Annotated in this window: 22 protein-coding genes and 1 tRNA gene; 9 read left to right on the forward strand and 14 right to left on the reverse strand. The window is 60.9% G+C overall.

Annotated features, from left to right (window positions below):
• Window positions 1-39 precede the first annotated feature (39 nt).
• On the reverse strand, window positions 40-561 hold the full coding sequence (locus FEZ59_RS19565) for a YdcF family protein (protein WP_020970286.1): 522 nt from the start codon (window positions 559-561) through the stop codon (window positions 40-42).
• Between the two features lie 53 nt (window positions 562-614).
• On the opposite strand from FEZ59_RS19565, the gene FEZ59_RS19570 reads away from it, so the two are divergent.
• Both FEZ59_RS19570 and FEZ59_RS19575 read left to right on the forward strand, forming a co-directional pair.
• Window positions 615-1,394 (forward strand): N-acetyltransferase, encoded by a 780-nt coding sequence (locus FEZ59_RS19570; protein WP_141488620.1) that lies wholly within the window; start codon window positions 615-617, stop codon window positions 1,392-1,394.
• Between the two features lie 92 nt (window positions 1,395-1,486).
• A complete protein-coding gene (locus FEZ59_RS19575; protein WP_134999507.1) occupies window positions 1,487-3,256 on the forward strand; it encodes a hypothetical protein in 1,770 nt (589 codons plus the stop codon).
• Window positions 3,257-3,271: 15 nt separating this feature from the next.
• On the opposite strand, the gene FEZ59_RS19580 is transcribed toward FEZ59_RS19575, so the two are convergent.
• The 7 genes from FEZ59_RS19580 to FEZ59_RS19610 all read right to left on the reverse strand — a co-directional run bounded on the left by FEZ59_RS19580 (window position 3,272) and on the right by FEZ59_RS19610 (window position 12,484).
• On the reverse strand, window positions 3,272-4,369 hold the full coding sequence (locus FEZ59_RS19580; RefSeq protein WP_172933063.1) for a cellulase family glycosylhydrolase: 1,098 nt from the start codon (window positions 4,367-4,369) through the stop codon (window positions 3,272-3,274).
• A 220-nt stretch (window positions 4,370-4,589) separates the two neighbouring features.
• The gene (locus FEZ59_RS19585; protein ID WP_134999505.1) at window positions 4,590-5,675 is read right to left on the reverse strand and encodes a beta-xylosidase; all 1,086 of its coding nucleotides are present in this window, start codon (window positions 5,673-5,675) and stop codon (window positions 4,590-4,592) included.
• Entirely contained in the window at window positions 5,668-6,756 is a 1,089-nt protein-coding gene (locus FEZ59_RS19590) for a glycosyltransferase family 4 protein (protein ID WP_242459854.1), read from the reverse strand. The genes FEZ59_RS19585 and FEZ59_RS19590 overlap by 8 nt, the downstream gene beginning before the upstream one ends.
• The gene (locus FEZ59_RS19595) at window positions 6,753-8,342 is read right to left on the reverse strand and encodes a flippase (RefSeq protein ID WP_134999504.1); all 1,590 of its coding nucleotides are present in this window, start codon (window positions 8,340-8,342) and stop codon (window positions 6,753-6,755) included. Before FEZ59_RS19595 ends, FEZ59_RS19590 begins: the two co-directional genes overlap by 4 nt.
• A gap of 7 nt (window positions 8,343-8,349) precedes the next feature.
• A complete protein-coding gene (locus tag FEZ59_RS19600) occupies window positions 8,350-9,372 on the reverse strand; it encodes a glycosyltransferase family 1 protein (protein ID WP_228117960.1) in 1,023 nt (340 codons plus the stop codon).
• A complete protein-coding gene (locus FEZ59_RS30090; protein ID WP_228117961.1) occupies window positions 9,300-10,706 on the reverse strand; it encodes an O-antigen ligase family protein in 1,407 nt (468 codons plus the stop codon). Before FEZ59_RS30090 ends, FEZ59_RS19600 begins: the two co-directional genes overlap by 73 nt.
• A gap of 11 nt (window positions 10,707-10,717) precedes the next feature.
• A complete protein-coding gene (locus FEZ59_RS19610) occupies window positions 10,718-12,484 on the reverse strand; it encodes an alpha/beta fold hydrolase (RefSeq protein ID WP_202022976.1) in 1,767 nt (588 codons plus the stop codon).
• Window positions 12,485-12,600: 116 nt separating this feature from the next.
• Between FEZ59_RS19610 and FEZ59_RS19615 the strand changes: the two genes are divergently transcribed.
• Window positions 12,601-13,737: a glycosyltransferase gene (locus FEZ59_RS19615; protein ID WP_172933065.1), complete on the forward strand. Its 1,137-nt coding sequence runs from the start codon at window positions 12,601-12,603 to the stop codon at window positions 13,735-13,737.
• Here the strand turns inward: FEZ59_RS19615 and efeB are convergent.
• The 3 genes from efeB to efeU are packed head-to-tail and all read right to left on the reverse strand — an operon-like array spanning window position 13,710 to window position 17,038.
• Complete coding sequence (efeB, locus tag FEZ59_RS19620; RefSeq protein ID WP_019744632.1) at window positions 13,710-14,990, reverse strand: iron uptake transporter deferrochelatase/peroxidase subunit; 1,281 nt, start codon at window positions 14,988-14,990, stop codon at window positions 13,710-13,712. The genes FEZ59_RS19615 and efeB overlap by 28 nt on opposite strands.
• On the reverse strand, window positions 14,991-16,121 hold the full coding sequence (gene efeO / locus FEZ59_RS19625; RefSeq protein WP_172933066.1) for an iron uptake system protein EfeO: 1,131 nt from the start codon (window positions 16,119-16,121) through the stop codon (window positions 14,991-14,993).
• Between the two features lie 14 nt (window positions 16,122-16,135).
• Window positions 16,136-17,038 carry an iron uptake transporter permease EfeU gene (gene efeU / locus FEZ59_RS19630; RefSeq protein WP_021345071.1) on the reverse strand — a complete coding sequence of 301 codons (903 nt, stop codon included), beginning with the start codon at window positions 17,036-17,038 and terminating at the stop codon, window positions 16,136-16,138.
• Between the two features lie 140 nt (window positions 17,039-17,178).
• Between efeU and FEZ59_RS19635 the strand changes: the two genes are divergently transcribed.
• The 6 genes from FEZ59_RS19635 to FEZ59_RS19660 all read left to right on the forward strand — a co-directional run bounded on the left by FEZ59_RS19635 (window position 17,179) and on the right by FEZ59_RS19660 (window position 21,856).
• Window positions 17,179-17,991, forward strand: coding sequence for a lytic murein transglycosylase (locus tag FEZ59_RS19635; RefSeq protein WP_020908544.1), 813 nt, complete (start codon window positions 17,179-17,181; stop codon window positions 17,989-17,991).
• A gap of 214 nt (window positions 17,992-18,205) precedes the next feature.
• A complete protein-coding gene (gene eno / locus FEZ59_RS19640) occupies window positions 18,206-19,492 on the forward strand; it encodes a phosphopyruvate hydratase (protein WP_019744628.1) in 1,287 nt (428 codons plus the stop codon).
• A gap of 20 nt (window positions 19,493-19,512) precedes the next feature.
• Window positions 19,513-20,244, forward strand: coding sequence for a septum formation initiator family protein (locus FEZ59_RS30440; RefSeq protein ID WP_020908543.1), 732 nt, complete (start codon window positions 19,513-19,515; stop codon window positions 20,242-20,244).
• Window positions 20,241-20,786: a DUF501 domain-containing protein gene (locus tag FEZ59_RS19650; RefSeq protein WP_020908542.1), complete on the forward strand. Its 546-nt coding sequence runs from the start codon at window positions 20,241-20,243 to the stop codon at window positions 20,784-20,786. Before FEZ59_RS30440 ends, FEZ59_RS19650 begins: the two co-directional genes overlap by 4 nt.
• Window positions 20,783-21,748: a Ppx/GppA phosphatase family protein gene (locus tag FEZ59_RS19655; protein ID WP_060939525.1), complete on the forward strand. Its 966-nt coding sequence runs from the start codon at window positions 20,783-20,785 to the stop codon at window positions 21,746-21,748. The genes FEZ59_RS19650 and FEZ59_RS19655 overlap by 4 nt, the downstream gene beginning before the upstream one ends.
• 34 nt (window positions 21,749-21,782) lie before the next feature.
• A tRNA-Leu gene (locus tag FEZ59_RS19660) sits at window positions 21,783-21,856 on the forward strand.
• Between the two features lie 97 nt (window positions 21,857-21,953).
• Here the strand turns inward: FEZ59_RS19660 and FEZ59_RS19665 are convergent.
• The 3 genes from FEZ59_RS19665 to FEZ59_RS19675 form a co-directional block, all read right to left on the reverse strand.
• A complete protein-coding gene (locus tag FEZ59_RS19665; protein WP_060939524.1) occupies window positions 21,954-22,640 on the reverse strand; it encodes a hypothetical protein in 687 nt (228 codons plus the stop codon).
• A gap of 548 nt (window positions 22,641-23,188) precedes the next feature.
• A complete protein-coding gene (locus tag FEZ59_RS19670) occupies window positions 23,189-23,383 on the reverse strand; it encodes a hypothetical protein (protein WP_020908540.1) in 195 nt (64 codons plus the stop codon).
• Between the two features lie 290 nt (window positions 23,384-23,673).
• Complete coding sequence (locus FEZ59_RS19675) at window positions 23,674-24,351, reverse strand: tellurium resistance protein TerA (protein WP_007728823.1); 678 nt, start codon at window positions 24,349-24,351, stop codon at window positions 23,674-23,676.
• Between the last annotated feature and the right edge of the window lie 76 nt (window positions 24,352-24,427).

Consider the following 24,427-nt stretch of genomic DNA (forward strand, 5'->3'; position numbering starts at 1 on the left):
GGATATCCGCGCCGGGCACCCTCCTGTCAGCTGTCGAGCTCAACAATGCGAGAACAGATTCTTGACGTAGCCGGCAGTTTGGTAAACGTAGTTGAATGCCCACGTCCCGATCGAGAGTTCCGGACGGCTTGCGACCATGACCAGTTCTCCTTGATAACACTGCGAAATGATGTGCCGCGCCCGCGAGATATGAGGAACGAAAGTCACGACGATGACAGTCTTCCATCCGTTGGCATTGGCCATTCTCTCGATTTCGAACCCCTCGCCCTCGGTGGTGGACGGTGAGGGGACGAAACAGTCGACAGGGAAGTCGAACGTACCCTCGCAGATCGACCGCATCTTCTTGTCGTTGTCGCCGTAAGGATTCGAGAAGATCAGGCGTGGTGCGTAACCGTCTTTCATCAGTTGGATTCCGACCTCCTCGCGTCCGTCGTGTGCTCCGCCGAGGACAACGATAGCGTCAGCACTTCGTGGTGCATCGATCTTGGGTGAGACGAAGACGGGCCAACCCGCTGCCGCACCAAGGGCGAGGAGTGATAGAGGTATGCCCGCAATCTTCAAGGCCGATTTGATCTGTTTGATGGCCCCACAATACCTGGACCCAGGAGACGACGATGATCGGATGGCAACCACTTCGGACGGTGGCGGGGTTGACCGCCTTACGGGATGCCTATGGGCAGAACATGTCTGGACTCGTACCTGAGACCGGTGTGTATCTCGCCGACGACGGTTGGTGGATCGCTCTCACGGGTGCACCCGATCCCAGCTACAACCTTGCATTGGTCCATGGGGGTGATGTGCGGAAAAACACGGTCGCCGTTGTGGAACGAGTGCTCGCAGAGCGACTGCGCACCGTTGTCATGCTCGCCGGGGCGGGTCTGGATGCCGCGACCGTCCTCGCGGATGCAGGGTGGGTGTGCGTAGGTTCGAGTTCGCTACGCGCGCTACCGAATTCTCCGTCAGCGCCGGATGCCGCGGTGCGGATCCTGGAAGGTGGCGACCTGCGTTCAGCACGGCAACTTGCGGAGGATGTTTTCGGTATCGATCGCGAATCTGCGACTCTGGTGTATCAGGAGGCGGCCCCCGACCGACCAAGTGAGCGTTCAGTCGTCGGCCTGTTCGAACTCGACACGCTGCAGACCGCAGCGATGCTGTCGTTCGGTAAGCCCATCAGCACTGTGTGGGCGGCCGGAACCAGGGCGCAAGGACAGCGGCGCGGACATGGGTTGCGGGTCCTTCGGCAAGTGTCGGCAGCCGCATTCGAGGCTGTCGGCGACGGCGCCGTGTGTGGTCTCGCCAGCGCTGCCGGCAATGCTCTGTACGACGCGAGCGGAGCCGAAATCGTCGAGTACTGGCAGATGTGGTCGCGACCGCGATGGCTACTTGGTAGCTGACATCAGCCGTCAGGTATGTTTGTGTGCGTTCGGCAAACTTTTGGTTTCTTTCAGCTACGCTTCAACGCGCGATCCAGTCGGGGGTACTCAAGATGGCAGATTCGAGTACCAGGGATGCGGCGATACGTCGCGAACTCGGCGTTCCGCCCACTTTCGACCTGGTGAGGCATGCACGAAACCTTGCAAGAGTGTTCTTCCCCGCTCTTGTCATCGCATTGCTCGTCGGTGGGATTGTCTACGCTGTGCGGGGAAGCGCGACACCGGTGTATCAATCCGACATCGTCGCGGAGGTTCAGTCTGCCTCTCAAATCGTCGTGACGGACGCGAACCTCGGCCAGTTGGTTGCCCCCTATGTCGCACTGGCCACCGATAGCGATGTGGTTGCCGCCATCCACGGCCAGTTGAATAACGGGTGGACGACAGCGGATGTCTCGAGCCACATCTCGGTGACGCCGGGTACTTCTCCGGCATTGGTATTCGTCAAGGCGACTGCCTTCAGTCAGGCTGACGCGGACGCGTTGGCACGAATAGTCGTCGCCACCTTGAGCGACGCGCAGGCGCGACGCAATGCAGACACGCTGGATCGTCGTACCCGAGTTCTCACCGACGACATCGCTCGATTGAACGGGGACTTGGACGCAGCGCGGCGAGAAAGCTTGGACGAATACGAGACGCCCGCCGACGATCCGACTATCAAGGCGGATCTCGACGCGAGGCTGGAGCAGTTGCGCCAGTTGAGATCGACCGTATCCGGTTCCGACCGACTGCAGTTGCTTTCCGCCCCCGCGGGAACGGGTCTGCCGGTTGCACCGAAGCCGCTCGTCGAGTCGGCGGTTGCGTTCTTGGTGGTCCTCATTCTCGCTGCCGAAATCCTCTCTGCCTGCCGGGGTCGATTCAGTTCGCGAGTGACCGACGCGTGGGCACGTCGAACGGCCCGGAAATACGGAGCCTCACTACTCCTGCAGCACTCCGAAGCCGCTGAGTTTCCACCGAACCTCGCGCTGACGATATGCCAGCGTGCAAGTCTCGGTGATCATGTCCTGGTGCTTTCGGGTGACGGCGTCCCCTCGACATCATGGGATGTTCCTGCGCACGTGCGATCCGGGGTCTCCCGATATTCGCTGAAGTCGGACTGGTGGAGCCGATTTGACTCCAATGGAACCGGGTTTGCCCTGGTTGTTGTCTCCGCACAGCACGCCAACCAACGGGAGATCGTCGAATGCCTCAGGGCTTTGGCCGAAGTCGATGTTGCGCGAACACTGGTACTCGTGGGTCCGTCTGCTCCCGAGCCTCTCCTCGACGTACTTACCCTCGCGGTGCTGCGTCGCAGACGCAGGCCCGCAAGTTCAGTGAAACTGGCGGCCGAGCCGACCAACTCGGCCACGAACTCACAGACCCCGTCCGACAGCGCCTGGGTGAAGTCCGGTGCGCCGCGACTGAACGAGCCTTCCGTTGCCGTGCCCTACGGAATGGATACTTCCGCCCTGGATTCGAGGAGGGATCGCGCCAGCCTGGTGGATGCGAAAACGGTCAGTATTGCGAAGAAGAACCTGCCGAAGGCTACGCCCAAGCCGAGCGCAGGGGTCGAGCTCGAAGAGCCGCAGATCGTGCAGGCTGTTGATGTTGATGTCGAGGGCGCCGGAGTCGAGGCGTCCGCAGTGGAAATTTCCGGAGCGGAGTCGACCAGCAATGATGCAACTGGTGTCAAGGCGTCCGGGGAAGCCGACAGCATCGACTCCGAAGCCTCGACCGAACGAATTATGTTGACCTCCAAAGATATAGCGGAAATTCGAAAGAGGAGGCAAAGAACTCGCGTGAGCCTTATACGTTCGGATTCAGCAGACGGACAGTCGGAATCCTGAAGGACCGGGCTTTCACTAGATCTTGGGTGTGCTGCACCCTCCAACTGCCTGTTTCACCGCTGCGAGTGCGGGTTTCGGAGTGTAATTGATCGTGACCAGACCGAAGTTCTGTTCGATATCCGAAGTGTTGGTTCCGCGATCACGCATGCTGTAGATGAAAATGCGCTCGATGTAACCGAGCACCTTTGCTTGCGCGAATCCATCCGAGATGATGTTGGCCTGTAATTGCGGGCTGACGGCGGTCGGGCCTGTACCTGTCGGAGCTCCGAATTCGGTTGCCCAGACTTTCTTTCCGCTGTCCCCGTTCTGCACCATCGATTCTCGCATCAGTCGGATCCTGTAGAAAGTGTTCCAATTCTGGGTGGACGAATCCGAAGGTAGCGCAGGCCAACTGTACGGATGGATCGAAAAGACATCGAATGAAGACTTTGCTCCTGCCGCGTACATACCCTTGAGATATGTGACCGGTGAGATGTCGGATCCGTTGTCGACGGCCGGTGCCAAACCGCCGTTGAGAATCTTTGCACCCGGTTGTACCGCACGGATACTTGCAGATGCGGCTTTCAGGAGTGCAGTGTAGGTGTTCACATTCGGCTTGGGGCGGAAGAATTGTGTCAGGTTCGGTTCGTTCCAAATCTCCCAAGTGCTGATTCTGTTCGAGTACCGTTGTGCTGCTTGTTGTGCAAACTTGGCAAACGCGGCCGGATCGGATGGATACCCGTGGGTATCGCTGACCCCGGCGACGCGAGCCCAAGCCGGCGTGTACGTAACGATTCCCAAGACGCTCAATCCTTGGAGACGTGCTCGATCGACGACGCGGTCGGTTGCGCTCCAATTCTGTTGGCCCTTGGTTGATTCGACGGCGGACCAATCGACGTCGAACCTGAGCCAGGTCGCGCCGGCATTCTTCATTGCGGTCAGTTCTGCATCGAGATCATTCTGAGAGAGACCGTTGAGTGGGGCGCCCGCGGCGATCCCTAAACCAACGGAACTGCACGTCGAGTTCGGGGTTGGGGTTGTTGTTGGAACTGGACTCGGTGCACACGCGCTCAATGACCCGACAGTCAACAGGGCGCAGGCGAGGGACAATCGAAGTCGACTCACGTCGACCACCTTCTTTCCACAGTGACTCGAAACCGGTGCGGGACAGACAAGTTGGAAGCCGAACTAGATGACCAATCCGACAAATCAAAGAATTGCATGAATTGGGTCACTTGGCACCAGTCTCGAAGTCGGTTCTGCAGTACTTCCGTCCGGTTGGGTGCTACTGCGAAATGCGCCGGTTGGTATTGTCCGATTTTCTCGGTGACTGTGGTCGAAAATGATCAATAGTTCAGAGGCATCCTCCAGTTTCGTTTGCATCTTGCAACACGGCCATAGCGGGCTTCGGTTCGAAGTCGAGATTCAGAAGGCCAAAGTTTTGTTCGCGATCACCGGGATCGGAGCCGCGGTCCTGGAGACTGTAAACGAAGACCTTCTGAACGAACCCGAGGCTACGTGCTTCGTTGAATCCGTCACGCAGTATCTCGGCTTGCATCGACTCGGTCACAGCGTCGAGACCAGTTCCTGTTGGTGCCCCGAATTCGGTCGCCCAAATAGATTTGGTCGAGTCGCCGTTTGCAACCATTGTGTCGTGCATCAGCCGCATTCGATAGAAAGAGTTCCAGTTTCGAGTCAACGGGTCCGAGGGCAGTGCCGGGTAGGTGTACGGATGCATTCCGACAACGTCGAAGTGTTGTCCAGCTCCATATTCGTAGATGTTCGCGAGGAACGTCGTGGGGCTTATGTCAGCGCCGTTGTCAGTTGCGGGGGACAAGCCACCGGAGACAATTGTTGCGCCCGGTTGCACTGCCTCGATTGCTACGCTCGATGCGGCGAGCAGCTTCGAGTAATACTCAGGATCCGGCGTCGGATTGAAGAATGTTTGGAGATTGGGCTCGTTCCAGATCTCCCATGACGAAATGGAATTCGAGTAGCGGGCAGCGGCAAGCGCCGCGAACCTACCGAACGCGTCCGGGTCGGCCGGACGGGTATGCGTGTCAGGACTCGTCGCTGCCGGATCTCTTGCCCAGGCAGGCGTGTAGGTGATGAGACCGAGAATCTCGAGCCCGGAAGATTTTGCGATGTCCACGAGGCGATCGGTTCCGGACCAGTCGAAGGCGCCCTCGGTACTTTCGATGGCGGACCAGTCGATGTCGAATCTGACCCAGTGCGAACCCGATGATCGAATAGCTTCCACCGTTCGATCCATTTCGGCGTCACTCATTGCGGTATAGCCGGAACCAAGTGCGATGCCAGTATTGTCTGACGAAGGTTGAACTGCGCAAGGTTCGCCGGTTGCGGTAATCGAAGAATGGACTACCAATCCGACAATCAACAAGACCACTGCGACTGCGGCGACTCGACGTGCCTTAGCCATCGATGAGCTCCTTCAGCAGAGCCGGAAGATTCTTCTGGATGTCATATCGGTCCTCTACCTTCCGCCGGCCGATGCGTGACAATTCGGATCGTGCACTCCCGTCCTCCAACAGTCTCGTTATCTCGGCTGCGAGTTCTACTGAATCAGATGGCTCGACGAGCGATCCGGCGCCGTCCCCCAGCAGCTCGCTGGTGCCGCCGAGATCGGTTCCGACGACTGGCACTCCGATGCTCATTGCTTCGAGTGCCACGAGTGGGCCGGCTTCGGGAGAGGTGCTCGCAGAAATCGCGATGTCCCATCCTTTGATAGTTGCCAGTGAATCGACATATCCGAGAAATGTGACGCGACCCGCCAGATCCGACTGCTGTGCGCGTTCACGTAGTACTTGTGCGTACATTTCATCGCCCGGGAACGGAAGTCCGGCGATTTCGAGTTGGACGTCTACTGTGCGGGCGATGGCATCCATCAACACCAAGTGGCCTTTCCACGGCGTCAGTGACCCGATGATTCCGACAACTCGGCGTGCCGGTGATCGAACTTCCGTTACCTCAGTGGGAACTACAACACCAAGTCGTGACACCGAGGTGGGAATTCCCAGCGAAAGAACAGGAAGCGAGGTCGGTCCGGAGACGGCGACTGCTCGTCGGATCCCGGGTTTTGCAATCCGTACGACGATTCGTTGTTTTGTGCTCGAGAGAGTGTCGTGGACAAGCCACGTTGCACGTTGCGGTACGCGGCCGAGCCTGATCACCGGCAATGCGAACAGTGAGTTGACTATCACGGTCGAGCTGGCCGACTGAGCCCGAGACGCAATGATGCGCCCGGCAATTCGCCAATTCTTTGCAACTTCGAGAATCGCCAGGACGCGTGCCAGACCCCCTTCGCCTCTGAGCGACAGGGTTGGTAGCGTGACCGTTTCGAAGTCGACTGACGCGCGTGCGCGATCCCTCAGCGGCCCTTCCGGACAAGCCAACGTTACCGTGAAACCCTGCTCGTGTGCCAAACGCATCAGTTGGAGCATGACCAGTTCGGCGCCGGAGATCTCTCCAGTGTGGCTGACGAAAATGATCGTTCGTGTCATTTTACTTCCCTGTCGGGTTTTACCATTGCGAGTGGCGACTTCCCGCCCGCGAGCGATACAAGTGCATAGATTCCGACTGTCCCAAGTGGAGCGAGAACCGAAACGACTGGCCATGGCACGCTCAACCTTTCGACGCAGATCGTTCCTGCCACTGTGACCACCGCGCAGAGGGCGACGGCCGCTCCGAGCGGGAGCATCGGAAACATTCTGTGAACCGGCAGACTTTGCCGCACTACAATCCAAATTGCAACGAAAAGAAGCAGTTCGGTCGATACGGTCGCAACTGCCGCTCCGTTGAATGACATTCGAGGAATCAACACGATGTTGACCGCGATATTGAAGAGTAAGCCGCCCAATGCAATCCACGGATATATTCGATGCCGGCCGCTCGCAACCAGGATCATCAACCCCAACTGGGTGAGCATCGAGAAGCATGCGCCAAGCACCAACAGTCGCGTCGAGGTCCCTGCAATTGCGAACCGCTCTCCGTACAGAAAGGTGAGCACTCCGGTGGCAGCAGGCCAGAACGCGGCGATCGATGCGCTCCCGAGAACTGTCAGGACGATGAATGTTTCGCGGCTTCGTTCGCGGAACACTCCCACGCTGTCGGGCCAATATGACACGAGAAGTGTTGTTACCGGGGTGACTACGGTGATTGCGACGATTTGCAGAAGGTCCGCGAATTTGTACCCGATGGTGTACAAGCCGACCGAATCGAAAGTATCGAGCTTGCCCAAGAGCAGCACATCCACTTTGGACAGAAGCGTGACCAAAGCGAAGCCGATGCTCAAAGGGATTGCTTCGATCAGCATTTCCCGCCACCTACGAAACTGCACTCGTGACGACGGCCTTGGCCCGGCGACGCCCTTTCGGACACCGCGCACTTTCACGACGGCCGCGACCACTTCGTTGATGACCGCAGGGATGACGAGAACGAGGAGGATCGGCTGCCACAAAACCGCGACGATGGTCGCGACAAGCTGGGCGAGTTGCCCGACGCCCTCGGCGATCGCGACATACGTCATGCGCAGGCGGCTCTGGTACATGACGGAAAGTGCATGGCTGGGAGTGGCAACGACAACGACCAAACCAGCGACCGCCGTTGCTTCTACCACTTCTGCGGGGTAGCGGAGAATCCAGACATAACCCACCGCGACGATGTATCCGAAAAGACCAAGGGCGACCCGTAGGGATATGAACGCGGTGGTGACCAGCGAAACTTCCCACGGATTGCACTCGACCAACTTCGCGAGCACCACTCGGCCGACGCCGAGATCGGTGACGACGGACAACAAGCCGAGCAATCCGAAGATGAGGGAGAACTGACCGAATTCGTCAGGGCTGATCGAACGCGCGATCAGAACCGAGCCGGTCCACCCCATCGCTGCCACTGCGATCCGGCTTCCGAGCATGATCGCAGTGCTTCGGCGTGCATCGTTCGCAGTCAAATCCGGAGCGGCCGGCCCGTGGATTTTCGTCTCTCGCTCGCGACGTTCCTTCTCGAATTTGTCGATAGCGGCCTGGCGCAATTCGGCGAACTCTCGCGGCGATACGGGCTCGGTGCCCGTCGAATTGCGATTCGTCATGAGCAACTCACACGCTCAGCCCTGCAGTGCGGTACGCGTCGACCGTGTATTCGGCTGTTCGGGTCCACGTCGATCGGGCCGCGACACGTGGCGCAGATATGCGGAGTGCGGTGTTGACATCGTCGTCCAGGACGACTGAGCGAAGAGCGGCCAACCAGGAAGCCTTGTCGTGCTTGCGGACAAGCACGGCGGCGTTGTCGGCGAATTCGGTCAGTGCTCCGACCGCACTCGCAACCACTGCCGCGCCGCACGCCATGGCTTCGAGTGGCGGCAGACCGAACCCCTCGTAGTGGGAGGAGTAAGCGACAGCAGTTGCGGCGGAATAGAGTGCCGGAAGGTCTTCTGTCGCGACGTAACCCAATCCTCGGGCGGAACGGGGCGCGTCGGGGCCCGTCGAGCCGGAGCCCGCCAGCAGAAAAGGAATCGACAGCTCCGTGCACGCTTCGGCGACCAGAGCGACATCTTTTCGAGGTTCGATCGTTCCGACCTGCAGCACGAATCGCTCCGGTAGTTTCAATCGCCGCCGAACTTCGGTCACTGCAGCTTCGGTGGGGATCGTGGCCCAGGATGCGGGTGCCAGCGGCGTGACAACGGCATGCCGACCGCTCAGTGCGAATATTCGTTCGGCGGTGAAGTCCGATACTGCAATGACGACGTCGGCCTTGCGTAGCGCTGCGGACAGGAGTCGGCGTTCGCCAGCTGCTCGATATCGACTGAAGGCCCACGGAACGTCGAATACCGACATGTCGTGAAACGTCGAGATCTTCAGGCCGCCTTGCCCGATCGGGAGGTCGACGTCGAGGCTGTGGAACAAGTCGCTGCCCGCGACCGGCACCATCGCCCACGCTGCTCTGCGTGCTCCGGAGGCGACAGGGCGCGTCACGGCGCGCACTCCGGTTGGAATCTCATCGACAGCGTCGATTTGCACTGTTGCGCTGAGGTTCGTCGATTCGCTGATCAGTGGGGAGAGTTCTCGGAGTAGTTCGCGTGCATAGGTTTGGACGCCGCCCCCACCAGGTCGGAGTGCCATGGCTCCGAGGGTGATTCGTGACCGGATATCGCTTCTTTCTCCGAGTGGTGTTGAGTCAGTGCGCATCCCACGGTTCCAATCAGTAGCCAAAAGTAGAGGTCGAGGGGAAATATCTCGAAATATGTCGAGACGACAGAAGCGACCGCGGCCGCGACGATCGAGGCGCTGACACCGAGAGCCAAAGCGCCGTCCGAGCCAGGAAGCAACCGCGATGCCCTCAGCGCGGACACTCCGGAAGATATGAGGACCAGGACAAAAATCCACAAGCCGATCGGTCCGAGCTCGACCGCGACTTTCATGTAGTAGTTGTCAGGCTGATAGGGGATCAGCCCAAGTGTTGTCGCGGCCTTGATCGTCATCGTGTTGAGCATCGGTTGCGCTGCTTCCGCAGCCTTTGCTGCCGCGGATCCTGTTGCGCCCAAACCTTGCCCGAGCGGATGCACGAACAGCGAGCTGATTGTCGACGACCATCCGCTACCGCGTTCTTCGAGACTGTACGACGAGAACAGTGGTTTGACGATTGATGGTGGTGCCAACAGAAGTACAAAGGGAACGGCAGCGGCAGCCGCGCCGAACAACATCAAGATAGACCGATACTTGTATACGGCGATCCAGAGAAGCCCGACAGCCAACCCGATGTAGCTGGCCCGCACAATCGAGACTCCCATGCCTACGACCATGATCGGAGTTGCGGCCAGAAAGATAATGTTGCGCAGCCTTTTCGGATCTGCGAGAGCGACCGAAATGCCGACGATCAAACTCAGCATCACGAAGAGGCCGAACGCAAACGGACCGGTGAAAGTGCTGAAGCTTCGCAAGATCGAGCCGGTGATTCGAATCTGCTCGGTGTAGCTGTACCCGAGATCCACCAGGTATGCAGGCCCTACTGCTTGCTGAAGGAGTCCGATGACTGCTGTCAATATCCCCATGCCCATCAAGACGGACACGAGATGATCTCGGTCGTCCCGCGAGAACGGTGCGCGCCAGAGAATGACGGGTATCAAGATGTAGAAGTAGGTGATCTTTATCGATGTCACCCCGGCGATACCGGACAGAAGCAGTGCTGACGCGGAACCGAATGCTACCCAGGCTGCGGCAGCAGGCCACCAAGGCATCGAGGGGCGCTCTACCCGAAGGCGATTGGGGCTGACGAAGGTGCATCCAAACGTGAGCAGGAGCAACCCCTCCTTCCAACCGGCCATCGATGTCCCGCCGGGAATGATCGCCAACAGACCGTGGAGCGGAGCGAACAGTGCAACAAGCAGCAAGCCGCGTTGTGGTCGCTGGTAGATCGCAACGACGATGGGTACTGCGAAGATTGCAGCAACAATCATGAATGATGTGTTCACGCGATGAACCGGTTCGCATTCGCCGTGTCGGCCCGAGGGACCGTCGTAATTCCGAATGCTTTCGCTATCGAAGAAATCGCCTTTGTTTGCACGATATTTCGGAGGTCACGATGGTAGGACGGGTGATCGCCGACCGGTGGCATGATCGCGTCGAACGTTTGTCCTCGGTGAGTCATCCGGGCAACGCCTTCGGGTCCGCGTTGCTGATCGAACCATGCGGCGTCCGCGGGGGAGAGGATGACGGTGGTATCCACCCCACGCTTGCAGAGTGCCTCCAGCATTACCTCAGGAACCTGCGTGATTCCCCTGATTCCCAGAAGCTTCCACGCTGGATAGGGGAGACGGGACTGCAGTACGCCTTTCACCCGTCCGCGGAGGGGAAGTTTCGTGGTTTCGGCACCTGGATCGATTCGAGGAGCCTCCGGCAAGACAGCATCCATCAGGGACTTCTTGCGCCTCACCGACCACAGAATCATGTTCACGAGTATTGTCGATCTCGCACCCATCTCGAGCGCCATGGACGCTGAGGTCCATGCCCCAGAACACAATCCGGTCATCACGAGGTTTCTCGGATCTGCGCCGAGTGCAGCAACGGCAGTACGTGCGTCCTCGTCTGCCGCGTGTGAATAGACCGACGTCGGATTGTCGGCGTCGATCGGGCCCGAGTCGCCGACCCCTCGTCGGTCGAATCGGAGACTCGTGACCGAGAGAGCCGCGGCCTCACGAGCGATGGTCACCCACGAGCGGCCAGGCCCGACTCGATGCTCGATTGCCGTAGTGAAGAACAGTAGTCCGCGCTCGGGAGGCGCATCGGTGGTCGATATGTTGCCTGCCTCGGATTCGGGAGAAGTTGCGGGATGCGTGCGGATCGCGAAGAGCTCCTGAGCACCGAATCGTTCCAACGTCTCGAACACCTCCTCGCCGACTTCGGTGATCGCGACGCGAGCTGTGGTGGTGATCGCGGGAGTGAACGCGGAGGAACTCGTGGGCGCGTGGCGATCCAACCACTGTGCGATTTCGCTGATGTGTGTGTAGGGGATGTCGACGTAGAAACTGGGAGGCGACGTGAACGCGTCGTGGTTCTCCAAGATCATCATCTCGGGATCAAGAGTTGCTGCGAGCCCGGCGACAGCCCTGCTGTCCAGTACCGAAGACTTCACGGCCAGAAGGGTGCGTGGACGTCCGAGAAATGGTCCGGTGATGCGGAGACGTGACAGTTGGTCGGCGCATTCGGGTGCCAGCACGCCACCCATGATCGACACACGTGAGTCGGCGGGATCGTCCTCTCCGACGCTGATCGCGTAGAACGCACGTTGTTCCCTGAGGTAGTTGCGGCCGGTCAGAATTGGGTCCCACAGGACTATCGAGTTGACGGCTCCGCACTCCTGCAATGCCGACGCTGCCAGGAGGGCCCCAACTCTCAGTCCGACGATACTGACGGATTCCGCGCCCGCTCGTCGGACATAGTCCACAGCGCTGACGATGCTCTTCAGCCAGAGGGTGAGAGCGTCAGGATCGTCTTCGGCACCGGCCGAGTCGCCGACTCCCGCGTACTCGAAACGAAAAGCGGCCATACCCTGTGCCGCGAGTTTTTCGCCGAGAAGTCGCATGCCGCGATAGGTGTCGATGTGCTCCTTGCCCAGCGGGGGACACATGACCACGGCTTCTCGGACAGTTCCTGAAGAGGGCACGTGAACGAATCCGAGCAACGGCCTGTCTGCCGACCCGAACCACGTGGCCAGTTGAGTCTCGATGGTGATCACTCCGGTCAAGATCGGTTGCCTGTATGTTGCTAGTAAACATACCAGTAGTCTGTTTGGTGCCGATCCGGCAATCTCTAGGTTTGTGGAGCGCCAAAAAAGCGCATAGGAGTCCGAAAATGTCAGGTGTACTCGTCCATGAATGGATAGAGCGTTCGGGCGGCGCAGAGAAGGTGCTGGACGAGTTCGTCAACTGCTATCCGGACGCTGACCTGCATTGTCTGTGGAACGATGCTCCCGGGCGTTACTCGACAACCGATGTCAACGAAAGTGTGCTCGCTGCAACGCCATTGCGTCGTAGCAAAGCGCTCTCATTGCCTGTCATGCCGTTCACCTGGCGAGGGTTGGAGAACCGCGACTACGACTTCGCGCTGATCAGCTCCCACGTGTTTGCCCATCACGCAACATTCAGGGAGCAGTCTGCGCGATTCCGGAAATTCGTCTATGTGCACACCCCCGCCAGGTACGTGTGGAACCCCGAACTGGACGAGCGTGGAAACTCGCCACTCGCGAGGCTGGGATCACCCATTCTGCGCAAAATCGACCGCAAGAGAGCGTCGGAGGGGGCCTCGTTCGCAGCGAACAGTGAGTTCGTCAGTCGACGGGTTGAGCGCGCCTGGGGCGTGCAGTCACGGGTCATCCACCCCCCGGTGGACGTCGACCGGATCTCCGCCGTCGAGGATTGGCGGTCCCGTTTGAGCGAAAACGAACTTCAGCTACTATCCAGTTTGCCCTCACCATTCGTTCTCGGTGCCTCGAGGTTCATTCCGTACAAGCGTTTGGACTGGGTGATCCGGGCAGCCGAGCGGGCCGGGACGGCTGCTGTCATCGCAGGGTCGGGCCCGGAAGAGGATCGGCTCCGCGCGATGGCTGACTCTGCGTCGGTTCCCGTTCGAATTGTTCGTCGCCCCTCGGATGCGTTGCTTTTTGCGCTGTATCAGCAGGCACTCGCATACGTCTTTCCGGCGATCGAAGACTTCGGAATCATGCCGGTGGAGGCGATGGCTGCGGGTGCGCGCGTGATTACGAACAGCATTGGTGGAGCTTCGGAAACCGTGACACCTGGTGTCGACGGACTCCATTTCCACGACGACAGTTGGGAATCGGTGGCCGAGTGCATCCGAGATGTCGCCGCGGTGGATGTGAATGGTGCACGCTCGTACGAGAAGTACTCCGTGCGCAGATTTCGTTCCGAGATCGCAACCTGGACCGGTGTTCCGGTGTTCGGCTACGCGAACAGTGTTTCGCCCCAGTAGTGTCCGTCGGCGAGACCGCCGGGGCACGCGAAGACGGCAGAACCGACGTGTTGGATGTATTCGTTCAGCGCATCGTGTCGTGAAAGGTTTTGCTGCATCGGAACAAATTGCTCGACCGGATTCCGGCAGTACGCAACGAAGAACAGTCCCGCGTCGAGGTGGCCGAAGCCGTCGGAGCCGTCGGTGAAGTTGTATCCGCGGCGCAAGATCTGAATCCCACCGAGTTCCTCGGCAGAGGCCAGGCGCACGTGTGAATCCTCCGGGATGACGAAGTCGTGGCCCATTTTGGAATCGAGATCGAGTTCGTCGAACTCGTCTTTGCCGCCCAGTGGTGCTCCGCTGCGTTTGGAGCGGCCGATGACGGCTTCCTGTTCCTTGAGTACTGCGCGATCCCACTGCTCGATCAGCATGCGGATTCGTCTGGCGACGAGGAATGAGCCGCCTGCCATCCAGGCCTGATCGTCAGTGGGATCAACCCAGACGTGCTGGGCGAGTGCGTTTGGATCTTCCGCCTTGATGTTGGCTGTTCCGTCCTTGAACCCGAACAGATTTCGTGGTGTCGCCTGCGTCGTCGAGGTCGAGGACGTTCGCCCGAACCCGAGTTGTGACCACTTGACCGACGCGGTCCCGAAAGCGACTCGCGCGAGATTGCGGATCGCATGGACGGCAACCTGGGGATCGTTGGCGCACGCTTGGATGGCGATGTCGCCCCCGCTGCGATTCGGATCGAGGTTGTCCGCGCGGAAGTGGGGGAGATCCAGCAGGGCAGCAGGTTTCTTGTCTGCGAGCCCGAAACGGTCGTCGAAAAGTGACGGTCCGAATCCGATGGTCAGGGTGAGTTGCGACGGCGCGAGATCGAGTGCCTCACCGGTATCGCTCGGTGGCGCGTACGGACCGTCGCCGGTCGCTCCGTCCTCGGTTGCTTCCTGACCCGCCGTCATTCGTTCGGCCATCGCCGTCCACGTCTGCAGCAGCGTGATCAGTTGGTCGCGCGACTTCGTCGTCACATCGAAAGCGACGAAGTGCATGCGATCCTGGGCCGGCGTCGTGATGCCTGCTTGATGCTCGCCGCGGAATGCCACCACGTCTGCGTGATCGGTGCCGGAATTCTCGTCGGCGGTCACCCGCCCGATGACGGCACCGGCACCGGCCAGGACGGCGCCGGCCCCCACGGCGCCGAACAGTCGGCGCCGTGAGACCGCATGCGGTGCTGCGTTTTCCGCAGCGGGTGTGCCTTCTGGTGAATCAGTCATCTACTGTCCCGCGACTACTTCCTGGACCTGGCTGACCTCGGCGGACAGAGCATCGATTTTACGCGAGAGTTCTTGACGCTGCGCTTCGGTGACGGTGTCGTAGTACACGAATCCGTCGCCGACGCGGAACTGCGCCAGAGCGGCGTCGAGGTCGGCGAAGCGGTCCGCGATGCGTTGGGCGAGCTCGGGATTACGTTCCTGCAGAATCGGGTTCAGTGCCGCGATCGCCGCTTGTGAGCCGTCGACGTTGGCCTGGAAGTCCCACAGGTCGGTGTGCGAGAAGATGTCTTCTTCTCCGGTGATCTTGGAGGTCGAGATCTCGTCGAGCAGTCCTTGGGCGTCGCCGGCGATCTTGGTTGGATCGATCGCGTAGTCCTCGGCGTTCACCTGATCAGCAAGATACTGAATGTCTTCGAGCAGTTGATCGGCGACTGCGTTGGTATCCGGCTGAAGTCCGGTAACCCACAAATCCTTCTCGAGGCGGTGGAATCCCGTCCAGACCTGACCGGGCTCCAGGTCCGCTTCGCGCAGGTCAAGCTTGGGATCGAGTTCGCCGAAGCTCTCGGCTTCGGGCTCGATGCGCTCGTAGTAGGTACGTGCGATCGGGAACAGTGCCTTCGCCTGGTCGACGTTGCCGGACTGGACGGCGGCGACGAACTGAGCTGCGGTGTCCTGCAGCGCGACGATCTGGCTGCGGATGTACCGCCGGTAGCCGTCGGCAGCTTCGGCGAGTTGTCCGCTCTCGTCGGTGGCCGCCTGCGAATCGCCCGTGACGACGAAGTCCTGGCGGATGCCGGTTCCGACCATGCCCGGCTTGCACGCGAGTTGATAGGTCGCAGCCTCGGGGAGGGAGACGATCAGCTGCCGGGTAAGGCCGGGGCCGATGTTCTCGACTTCGCCCATCGCTCGATCACCCTCGGCGAAGACGTAGAACTCGGTGACCTTCGAGCCGTTGTTCGTCACCTGGAACGTCGAACTGCCAGTGGTCCCGGTGGTGGCACTGACGTCACACGAATCGTCGGTGGCCGTGACGACGATGTCGCCGTCGCTCGCCGTCGTCTTCTCGGTGCACGCGGCGAGGGAGAAGGGAAGTACCGCAGCCGTGGCCAGTACGAGGGTGGATTTACGCATGTCGGCAATGCCTCTCAGGATTTTTCGGGAACGTGTGTGTCGTGCGCAGGCGGGGCCGTCGGCTCGGTTGGCTTCGACGGAAGGGGACGCAGGAAGAGTGCTAGGACGACTACGAGGTAGACGACCCACGCGACGGCTTGCAGGACCGTCGGATCCGGGCGGAAGTTGAAGATTCCGGCGAGGACGGTGCCGTACCAGGTCGACGGGTCGTAGCCGGGCGTCAGGTTGAACGCGAGATTCGAACCGCCCGGAAGCACATTTCCGGTCTGTAGAGCGCGAACACCGTACGAGAGGATTCCGGCGGCTACGACGATGAGGAAGATCGCCGTGTACCGGAAGAAGGTCGTCAGGTTGAGACGGAGGGCTCCGAAGTACATGGCGACGGTCAAGACGGCGGCCAGGAGAATTCCGAGGAGCAGTCCGACCAACGGCCAGGAGCTGCCTGCGGTGTTCTCGGCGTAACCGACCATGAGCAACGCTGTCTCGACGCCTTCACGACCGACCGCGAAGAACGACAGCGACAAGATGGCGACGGGGCCGGCGATCAACGCCTTCTCCATCCCCGCTTTCAGATCGCCGGAAATGTTCTTCGCAGCCGTGCGCATCCACAGGACCATGATCGTGACGATGACGACGGCGACCAGGGAGGCAACGCCCGCGATGATCTCTGCGGTCAGGCCGTCGACCGTCGACGTTCCGTAGTGGATCGCGAAAAAGATGATCGCCACCATTGCGACGGCGATCGCGACGCCGAGCCACACCCATTTGAGTGCATCCCTGCGCTGAGCTTTCACGAGGTAGGCAGCGAGAATCATCACCACGATGCCCGCTTCGAGGCCTTCGCGCAGACCGATCAGGCCACTGCCGAATAACTGGGTGGCAACTGATGGTGTGCTCGCGGCAGCGAGTACCGACACGGGCACGGGCGACTCCTGACTGAGTGAGTGCGACAGCTTCTGACGAACTTATGAGGCTAGGCCAGCCTTAACTCAGAAGAAGATACTCCACAATCGGTGGTGAACCACGCCCTGACCTGTACTTTTGCTGTTCTTTACCAATGGGTTCGGGAGTACTTCGCTCGCATGTGGATGATGGAAGGGTGTACCGAACTCCCGCAGCCCGCAGAAGTCCCCGGCGTCTCTCGAGAGTCGTAGCCGCAGTAGCTGCCGGAACAGCCTTGCTGGGCGCAGGCATCGTGGCGTGTGGATCGAACGAACCGAAAGTAGCCATTCCGGAGGGCATACCCCCAGGTACCGGCTCTCCGACGCCACCGATCGACATCAATGCCCCCGGCCGCAGTGCTGATCAACTCGCCGACTGGGCCGCGGGATTGTCGGACGACATCGGGATCGGGACCACGGCACTCGAGGCGTACGGGTACGCCGCTGCGGTCATGGCCGAGACGCTTCCCAGCTGCGGAATCGGGTGGACGACATTGGCCGGTATCGGCAGCGTCGAGAGCCGCCACGGGACCTACGACGGTTCGTCGGTCGATGCGTTCGGCCAGGTCGCCCCGGCCATTCGGGGAATCCCTCTGGACGGTGGCCCGGGAGTTGCCGAGATCCCCGACACCGACGGCGGGGCGATGGACGGCGATCCAGTGCACGACCGTGCGATGGGGCCTATGCAGTTCATCCCTGAGACGTGGCTCAAATGGGGAGTCGACGCCAACGGCGACGGCCGGGTGGACCCGGACAACATCGACGACGCTGCCCTCACCGCCGCCCGTTACCTGTGTGCACGCGGGGGAGACCTCACTGCCGCTGCCGGGTGGCAGCAGGCGCTCATGGCGTACAACCTCTCGGGCGACTATCTCGCGCTCGTTCGTGATCGTGCGTCGGCGTATTCAGTCGGGGTACGGCCGGACTGACGGCGATCGATCCGCAGGTCGGGCCCGTGACCGCGCGTCGATAAAGAAGCCTTCGGCCCGTGCGGTTAGGCTGTGTGCTGGCACTACAGAGGTGCTGGCACTGCAGAGGCCCAGCCGCGATCGTGGTCCTCTTTCGACCGGAGGGGTCGGAGCCCAAGTGTCAAGCACGCAGAGCGTGCCCCAATGCGAAGCCCATTCGAAGGAGAACCACACAGTGGCCAGTATTGAGCAGGTCGGAGCTCGCGAGATCCTTGATTCACGTGGCAACCCCACGGTTGAGGTCGAGGTTCTGCTCGAAGACGGAAGTTTCGCCAGGGCTGCGGTGCCGTCCGGTGCTTCCACCGGTGAGCACGAAGCCGTCGAACTGCGCGACGGTGGCGCACGCTACGGCGGAAAGGGCGTCGAGAAGGCCGTTGAGGCTGTGCTCGGCGAGATCGCTCCGGCCATCATCGGCATCGACGCAACCGAGCAGCGCACGGTCGACCAGGCGCTGCTCGACGCAGACGGCACCCCGGACAAGTCGCGTCTGGGCGCAAACGCTCTGCTCGGTGCCTCGCTTGCCGTGGCTCGCGCCGCTGCCGAGTCCTCGGGCCTCGAGCTGTTCCGCTACGTCGGTGGCCCCAACGCTCACGTTCTCCCTGTCCCGATGATGAACATCCTCAACGGTGGCGCGCACGCAGACACCGGTGTCGACGTCCAGGAGTTCATGGTTGCTCCCATCGGCGCACCGAGCTTCAAGGAATCGCTGCGCTGGGGTGCCGAGGTCTACCACTCCCTGAAGTCGGTCCTCAAGGAGAAGGGCCTCTCCACGGGTCTCGGTGACGAAGGCGGATTCGCTCCCGACGTCGCGGGCACCAAGGAAGCACTCGACCTCATCACGATCGCCGTGAACAAGACCGGCCTCAAGCTGGGCACCGACGTCGCGCTCGCTCTCGACGTCGCCGCCACCGAGTTCTACACCGACGGCACCGGCTACAAGTTCGAGGGCAAGAACCGCACCGCGGCCGAGATGGCGGCGTTCTACGCCGAGCTCATCGACGCCTACCCGCTCGTTTCCATCGAGGATCCGCTCGACGAAGACGACTGGGACGGCTGGGTCGCACTCACCGATCAGATCGGCAACAAGGTCCAGCTCGTCGGCGACGACCTCTTCGTCACCAACCCCGAGCGCCTCGAAGAAGGCATCGTCAAGGGTGCGGCAAACGCACTCCTGGTGAAGGTCAACCAGATCGGCACTCTGACCGAGACCCTCGACGCCGTCGATCTCGCTCACCGCAACGGCTACAAGACGATGATGAGCCACCGTTCCGGCGAGACTGAGGACACCACCATCGCCGACCTCGCAGTTGCCGTCGGCAGCGGCCAGATCAAGACCGGTGCTCCGGCACGCAGCGAGCGCGTCGCCAAGTACAACCAGCTGCTGCGTATCGAGGAGAACCTCGGCGACGCAGCACGTTACGCCGGCGAGGTTGCGTTCCCGCGCTTCGCTTTCGAGGCCTGACGGAAATCTAAGATTCAGTAGTGTCTGCACAGCGCGGTAAGCCACGATCCCCCGGCGGAAGTCCGGGGGGTCGTGGTTCCCGTCGTGGGGACACACCGTCGCGTGCGCGTCGTGACAGCGCTCGACGCCCACGCGCGTCGGAACCGGCATCTTCGGTCGATCCGGCAGCAGTTGATTCCGCTGCGACAGACCCCGCGCAACCGGGGGTCTCCGCCGAGAAAGCGTCGGCGCGTGGGTCGAAGTCGGCCCGGGGGAAGAGCGGAACCAACAAGTTCTGGTCTCGGCTTCCGAAGTCGGACAACACCATTTTCGGCTTGTCCACCAGTCGGGCCGTTGTGCTCGCGATGGTTGTGCTCATGCTGGCGCTGACACTGGCAGTGCCGCTGCGTACGTACATCAGCCAGCGTTCGGATGCCGCGCAGGTGGCGGCCGAACGTCAGGTGCTCGAGGAAGAACTGCGAAAGCTGCAAGGCCAGAACGCGCGCTTCGACGACCCTGCGTACATCGAAGCTCTTGCACGAGAACGCCTTCGGTACGTCAAACCGGGCGAGACCCCGTTTCAGGTTCAGCTTCCCGGCGACTACAAGGAACCCGAGAAGAAGCAGGAAAAGGAAACACCGCTGACAGGTCCGTGGTATCGCGATCTGTGGCAAACGATTTCGGAACCGCCAGTGGTTCCCGAGACGACGACACCGGCCCCGATGCCGTTGGCGCCGATAGAGCCAGAAGAACAAGGAGTACCCACCGGGTGAGCAACACGTCCGAAAATTCCCCACAGGTTTCACAAGCGGATCTCGACGCCGTTGCCGCTCAATTGGGCCGTGAGCCACGCGGAGTGATCGAGATCGCGTACCGCAGCCCGGACGGTCAGCCCGGCGTCGTCAAGACTGCCCCCAAACTTCCGGACGGAACACCGTTCCCGACGCTGTACTACCTAACCGACCCGCGACTGACTGCCGAAGCGAGCCGTCAGGAATCCGCCGGCGTCATGCGTGAAATGACCGAACGCCTGACCCAGGATCCGGAACTTGCCGCGGCCTACCGGCGGGCATACGAGTCGTACCTTGCCGAGCGGGACGCGATCGAATCTCTCGGAACCGACTTTGCCGGTGGCGGGATGCCGGATCGCGTCAAGTGCTTGCACGTGCTGATGGCGCATTCGCTTGCCAAGGGTCCCGGCGTCAATCCGCTCGGTGACGAGTCCGTTGCCTTGGCCGGCCACGGAAAGCTCCGCGGAACTGCAATTCCCGCGGACTGGCCTGGCATCGACGATGCCGACACCGCCGACCGGTGACTCGCCGTGTTGCCGCAGTCGATTGCGGTACCAACTCCATTCGACTGCTGATCGCCGACGTCGGCGCCGACGGCCGTCTGGTGGATGTCCGGCGCGAGATGCGCGTCGTGCGACTGGGCCAAGGTGTTGATGCGACAGGGACATTCGCGCCCGAGGCCATCGAACGCACCCGGGTCGCGCTGGTCGAGTACGCGTCGATGATCGCCGATGCCGGAGCAACCGCCGTTCGAATGGTCGCGACGTCGGCTACTCGCGACGCTGCGAATCGGGAAGACTTCTTCACGATGACGCGGGACGTGCTCGGTGCGGTGATTCCCGGATCCGGAGCGGAGGTGATCACCGGCGACGAAGAGGCGCGACTCTCGTTCGGTGGTGCTGTGGGAGAACTTGATCCCTCCGAGGGCCCCTTCGTGGTAGTCGATCTCGGCGGCGGGTCCACCGAAGTTGTCCTCGGCGACGCGTCGGGCGTCCAGGCTGCGTACTCCACCGACATCGGCTGTGTGCGCGTCACTGAGCGATGCCTACCGTCGGATCCGCCTACGGCAGAGCAGGTTTCCGAGGCGACGGCTTTTGCGACCGCGAAATTGGCCGAGGCATTCGAGGCCGTGCCCGTCGAGAAGGCGCACACCTGGGTGGGTGTCGCTGGAACCATGACGACGCTGGCCGCGATTGCTCAGGAACTCCCGGAGTACGACGCCGAGAAGGTGCACCTGTCGAGGATTCCGTTCAAGCAACTTTTCGACGTGTGCGAGCGACTTACCGCCATGCCTCGGGTTGATCGCGCCGCCTTCGGACCGATGCATCCGGGGCGGGTGGACGTCATCGGCGGCGGAGCGATCATCACCACGGTGCTGGCTCAGACATTCGAAGCCAGAGCCGGGATCACCGAACTGGTTGTCAGCGAACACGACATCCTCGACGGCATCGCGATGTCGATAGCTCAGACCCACCCGATAGTCTGATTCCCGACGCACCCGACCAGTCGGGTGCGTCAAGGCCCCCATAGCCCAATTGGCAGAGGCAACGGACTTAAAATCCGTCAAGTGTCGGTTCGAGTCCGACTGGGGGCACCGCGTAGTCCAACATTCGGTGCGATATCGAAGAACCCCGCTCGTCCTCATACGGACGGGCGGGGTTTTCGTGGAGCAACGACTGCTCACCAAGTGGCTACTGGGCCCAGACGGTCGTTCCGGCAGGCGCATTCAGTGTGTTGACGAGATCGATGCCGGCTACGACAGCCGCGCCGCCGCCACCGAGGATGGTTCCGGCGACACCGCCGATTCCGGCTCCTGTTGCGAGGCCACCCAGGCACAGTGCCGCAGCGACGGGGAGTCCGACGATGGTCAAGCCCAGCGGAGCGCCGACAGCGCAACCGATTCCGGCGCCGACGATGGTGCCGAGCAGGCTGCCGACCTGAGTGCCGAGACCGAGTTGACTCTGGAAGTGCGCAATCGCCCGATCATTCTCCTCGGGCGAGGCTACCGGCGTCCATTCCTTTGCCGCAGGCGCACTCTCGGGTCGAGGTGTTGCCTTCGCCGAATCGGTAATCGGTGTCAGTGTGAGGGTCTTACCGTCTTCACTGATCGTGCGATCGAAGGGGAACTGCAGATCCCCGAGGTTGTATGCGAGAGGCAGCGAAACAAGGTCGGCTCCCTTGCTGTCCTGCAAGACGACGGAGTGGCCGTCGCCGGATACCTTGAACAGCCCGGCGTCGATAGTGGTGACGATCGACTTGTCGACGATCTTCGCTTCGTAGTTCACGTCGGTTGACGGATCAGCTGATGCGATCCCTGTTGATGCTCCGACTGCAGCGACCGCTAGAGCAGTCACAGCCGCCTTCTTGAAGAAACCCATAGTTCAACCCCGTGTTCGCCTGCGTGTGCTCGCAGAAACTCGACAACTTCGGACATTGGTAAACCCCCGACAAAGCCTTCGTATTAAAGCAGACCGAAGTGACAGAAGGGATAGTTGCGCTCGGGCTGACCGGAAGCGGCCGGTGCAATCGAATTTGCAGTGTGCAGCACCAAGGCATCGAACGTGTGTGCGAAAATGTGGAGATGCGGCTAACCGAGCGATCCCCGGACCGCTGCCCGAACGGACACCCGCTGACGGGCAATACGTGCCTCGTCGGCTGGGAGGTGTGCGGGTGTGCCTCGACCGAGAATGGCGGGCATCGGACCCATTACTGCAGGCGCTGCGGTGAAACTGTCCGGACGCCAGAGTGTGTCGGCGTGGATCCGCAGAAAAGTCGATGGAGTTGAAGGGGTGCCCTGCCTGCTTGGGTGGGGCAACCAGGCAGGGCAGTGGTTGGCCGTCCCTCTCAATACCGACCTACGGCGAACCATTGGCGTTGAAGGTACCCACAGTTCGTGACGCGCGCCACTTACGTACCAGTACCTTCGTTAGCCGAGGTCAGTGGTGGCGACGACGGAGGTCACCGACGTCCCCGCGGGGACGTGGTTCATGGAGAAATCGCGGTCCCGGTCAGGGTTGACGACGCTTGCCAGCAGGAGCATGGCGGCGACAAAGAGAACTCCCGCGGTGAGGTAGGCGATTTTCACGGGCAGGCGCGGGCGTCGATCTGAATTCGTGGACATTCACGTTCTCCATCGGTACATGTTGGACGAACGCTTAGTTTAACGATCAACTAATAAAACGGGTCCGAACAGTGACGCAAGATACGAAAAGACCCTCGATCTCGGGGGAAATCGAGGGCCTTTCCGGTCGAACGTCGGTGTCGCCAAGCACATAGCGTCACCGACCCACTATCGGTGTCGAGCGTGACCCCTCATGTCCGACCCCACTTCTCGACACTATCCAGTAACTTGCGACATTGTGGACGATTCGGACATTGTCATTCGGATGGGGGACACCCCGCCCGCGACACCTACTTTCGTCCAGCCGCCCATTTCATTCCCCAGTTGTAGGCCCGATCGAGATCTGACTGACTGCCGTTGATGTACTGAACTTCGCGGGTCACCGTCACGCCCTGACCTGAACTCTGGATGAGAGCGATTGCGCACAACCGCTCCTGGTTGCTGGCCGAATCGAGCCGCACTTCCACCTCGGGGCCGTTGGTGGGATACAGGGTGACGACGCCGTCCACGGCCGCCCAGTTGGGGGCGCCGTCGTAAATCATCGCGAAGATCAGGATTCGCCGGAAAGCGCTTGGGTCACCAAGATTGACGTGCATGTTCTCGCCGCCGGTGTTCGCGCCACTGCGGTCATCGCCGTCGAGGGAGATGTAGGGCGGAGAAGTCAGTGAACCGAAACTGTTGCCCAAGGCCTGAACTACTCCCTTGGACCCGTCGGCAAGTTCGTAGAGGCATCCGAGGTCCAGGTCGACCGCGCCAGAACCTGCGCCGGCGAGTTTGGCGAGGAAACCGGTCTTCTTCGGTGGTGCTCCCTGCGACCAGTTGAGGTTCACCCGCATATTGCCTTGTCGTTCACCCGCCTTCGCGAGGTTGACCGTCGGTGCCGATTTGGTGAGCGTGATCTTGCTCAGGCTGACCGGTGCTTGCGACGGAGTGGACTCGCCGGAACGTCGGGTGTAGTCGATTGCCATCGTGATAGTCCTTGTCTGAACTCGAATGAGTCCGATCGTGTTACCCGTCGAGGAATCTCCACCGACGTGATCGGCG

It is taken from the genome of Rhodococcus sp. MS13 (assembly GCF_013277835.1).
GTDB classification, from domain to species: domain Bacteria; phylum Actinomycetota; class Actinomycetes; order Mycobacteriales; family Mycobacteriaceae; genus Rhodococcus_F; species Rhodococcus_F erythropolis.

Coding starts and splice junctions, on each gene's coding strand:
- FEZ59_RS19570 (WP_141488620.1), top strand. CDS start 615: ATGATCGGATGGCAACCACTTCGGACGGTGGCGGGGTTGACCGCCTTA.
- FEZ59_RS19575 (WP_134999507.1), top strand. CDS start 1,487: ATGGCAGATTCGAGTACCAGGGATGCGGCGATACGTCGCGAACTCGGC.
- FEZ59_RS19585 (WP_134999505.1), bottom strand. CDS start 5,675: ATGGCTAAGGCACGTCGAGTCGCCGCAGTCGCAGTGGTCTTGTTGATT.
- FEZ59_RS19590 (WP_242459854.1), bottom strand. CDS start 6,756: ATGACACGAACGATCATTTTCGTCAGCCACACTGGAGAGATCTCCGGC.
- FEZ59_RS19595 (WP_134999504.1), bottom strand. CDS start 8,342: ATGACGAATCGCAATTCGACGGGCACCGAGCCCGTATCGCCGCGAGAG.
- FEZ59_RS19600 (WP_228117960.1), bottom strand. CDS start 9,372: ATGGCACTCCGACCTGGTGGGGGCGGCGTCCAAACCTATGCACGCGAA.
- FEZ59_RS30090 (WP_228117961.1), bottom strand. CDS start 10,706: ATGATTGTTGCTGCAATCTTCGCAGTACCCATCGTCGTTGCGATCTAC.
- FEZ59_RS19615 (WP_172933065.1), top strand. CDS start 12,601: ATGTCAGGTGTACTCGTCCATGAATGGATAGAGCGTTCGGGCGGCGCA.
- efeB (WP_019744632.1), bottom strand. CDS start 14,990: ATGACTGATTCACCAGAAGGCACACCCGCTGCGGAAAACGCAGCACCG.
- efeO (WP_172933066.1), bottom strand. CDS start 16,121: ATGCGTAAATCCACCCTCGTACTGGCCACGGCTGCGGTACTTCCCTTC.
- FEZ59_RS19635 (WP_020908544.1), top strand. CDS start 17,179: ATGGGTTCGGGAGTACTTCGCTCGCATGTGGATGATGGAAGGGTGTAC.
- FEZ59_RS19665 (WP_060939524.1), bottom strand. CDS start 22,640: ATGGGTTTCTTCAAGAAGGCGGCTGTGACTGCTCTAGCGGTCGCTGCA.
- FEZ59_RS19670 (WP_020908540.1), bottom strand. CDS start 23,383: ATGTCCACGAATTCAGATCGACGCCCGCGCCTGCCCGTGAAAATCGCC.
- FEZ59_RS19675 (WP_007728823.1), bottom strand. CDS start 24,351: ATGGCAATCGACTACACCCGACGTTCCGGCGAGTCCACTCCGTCGCAA.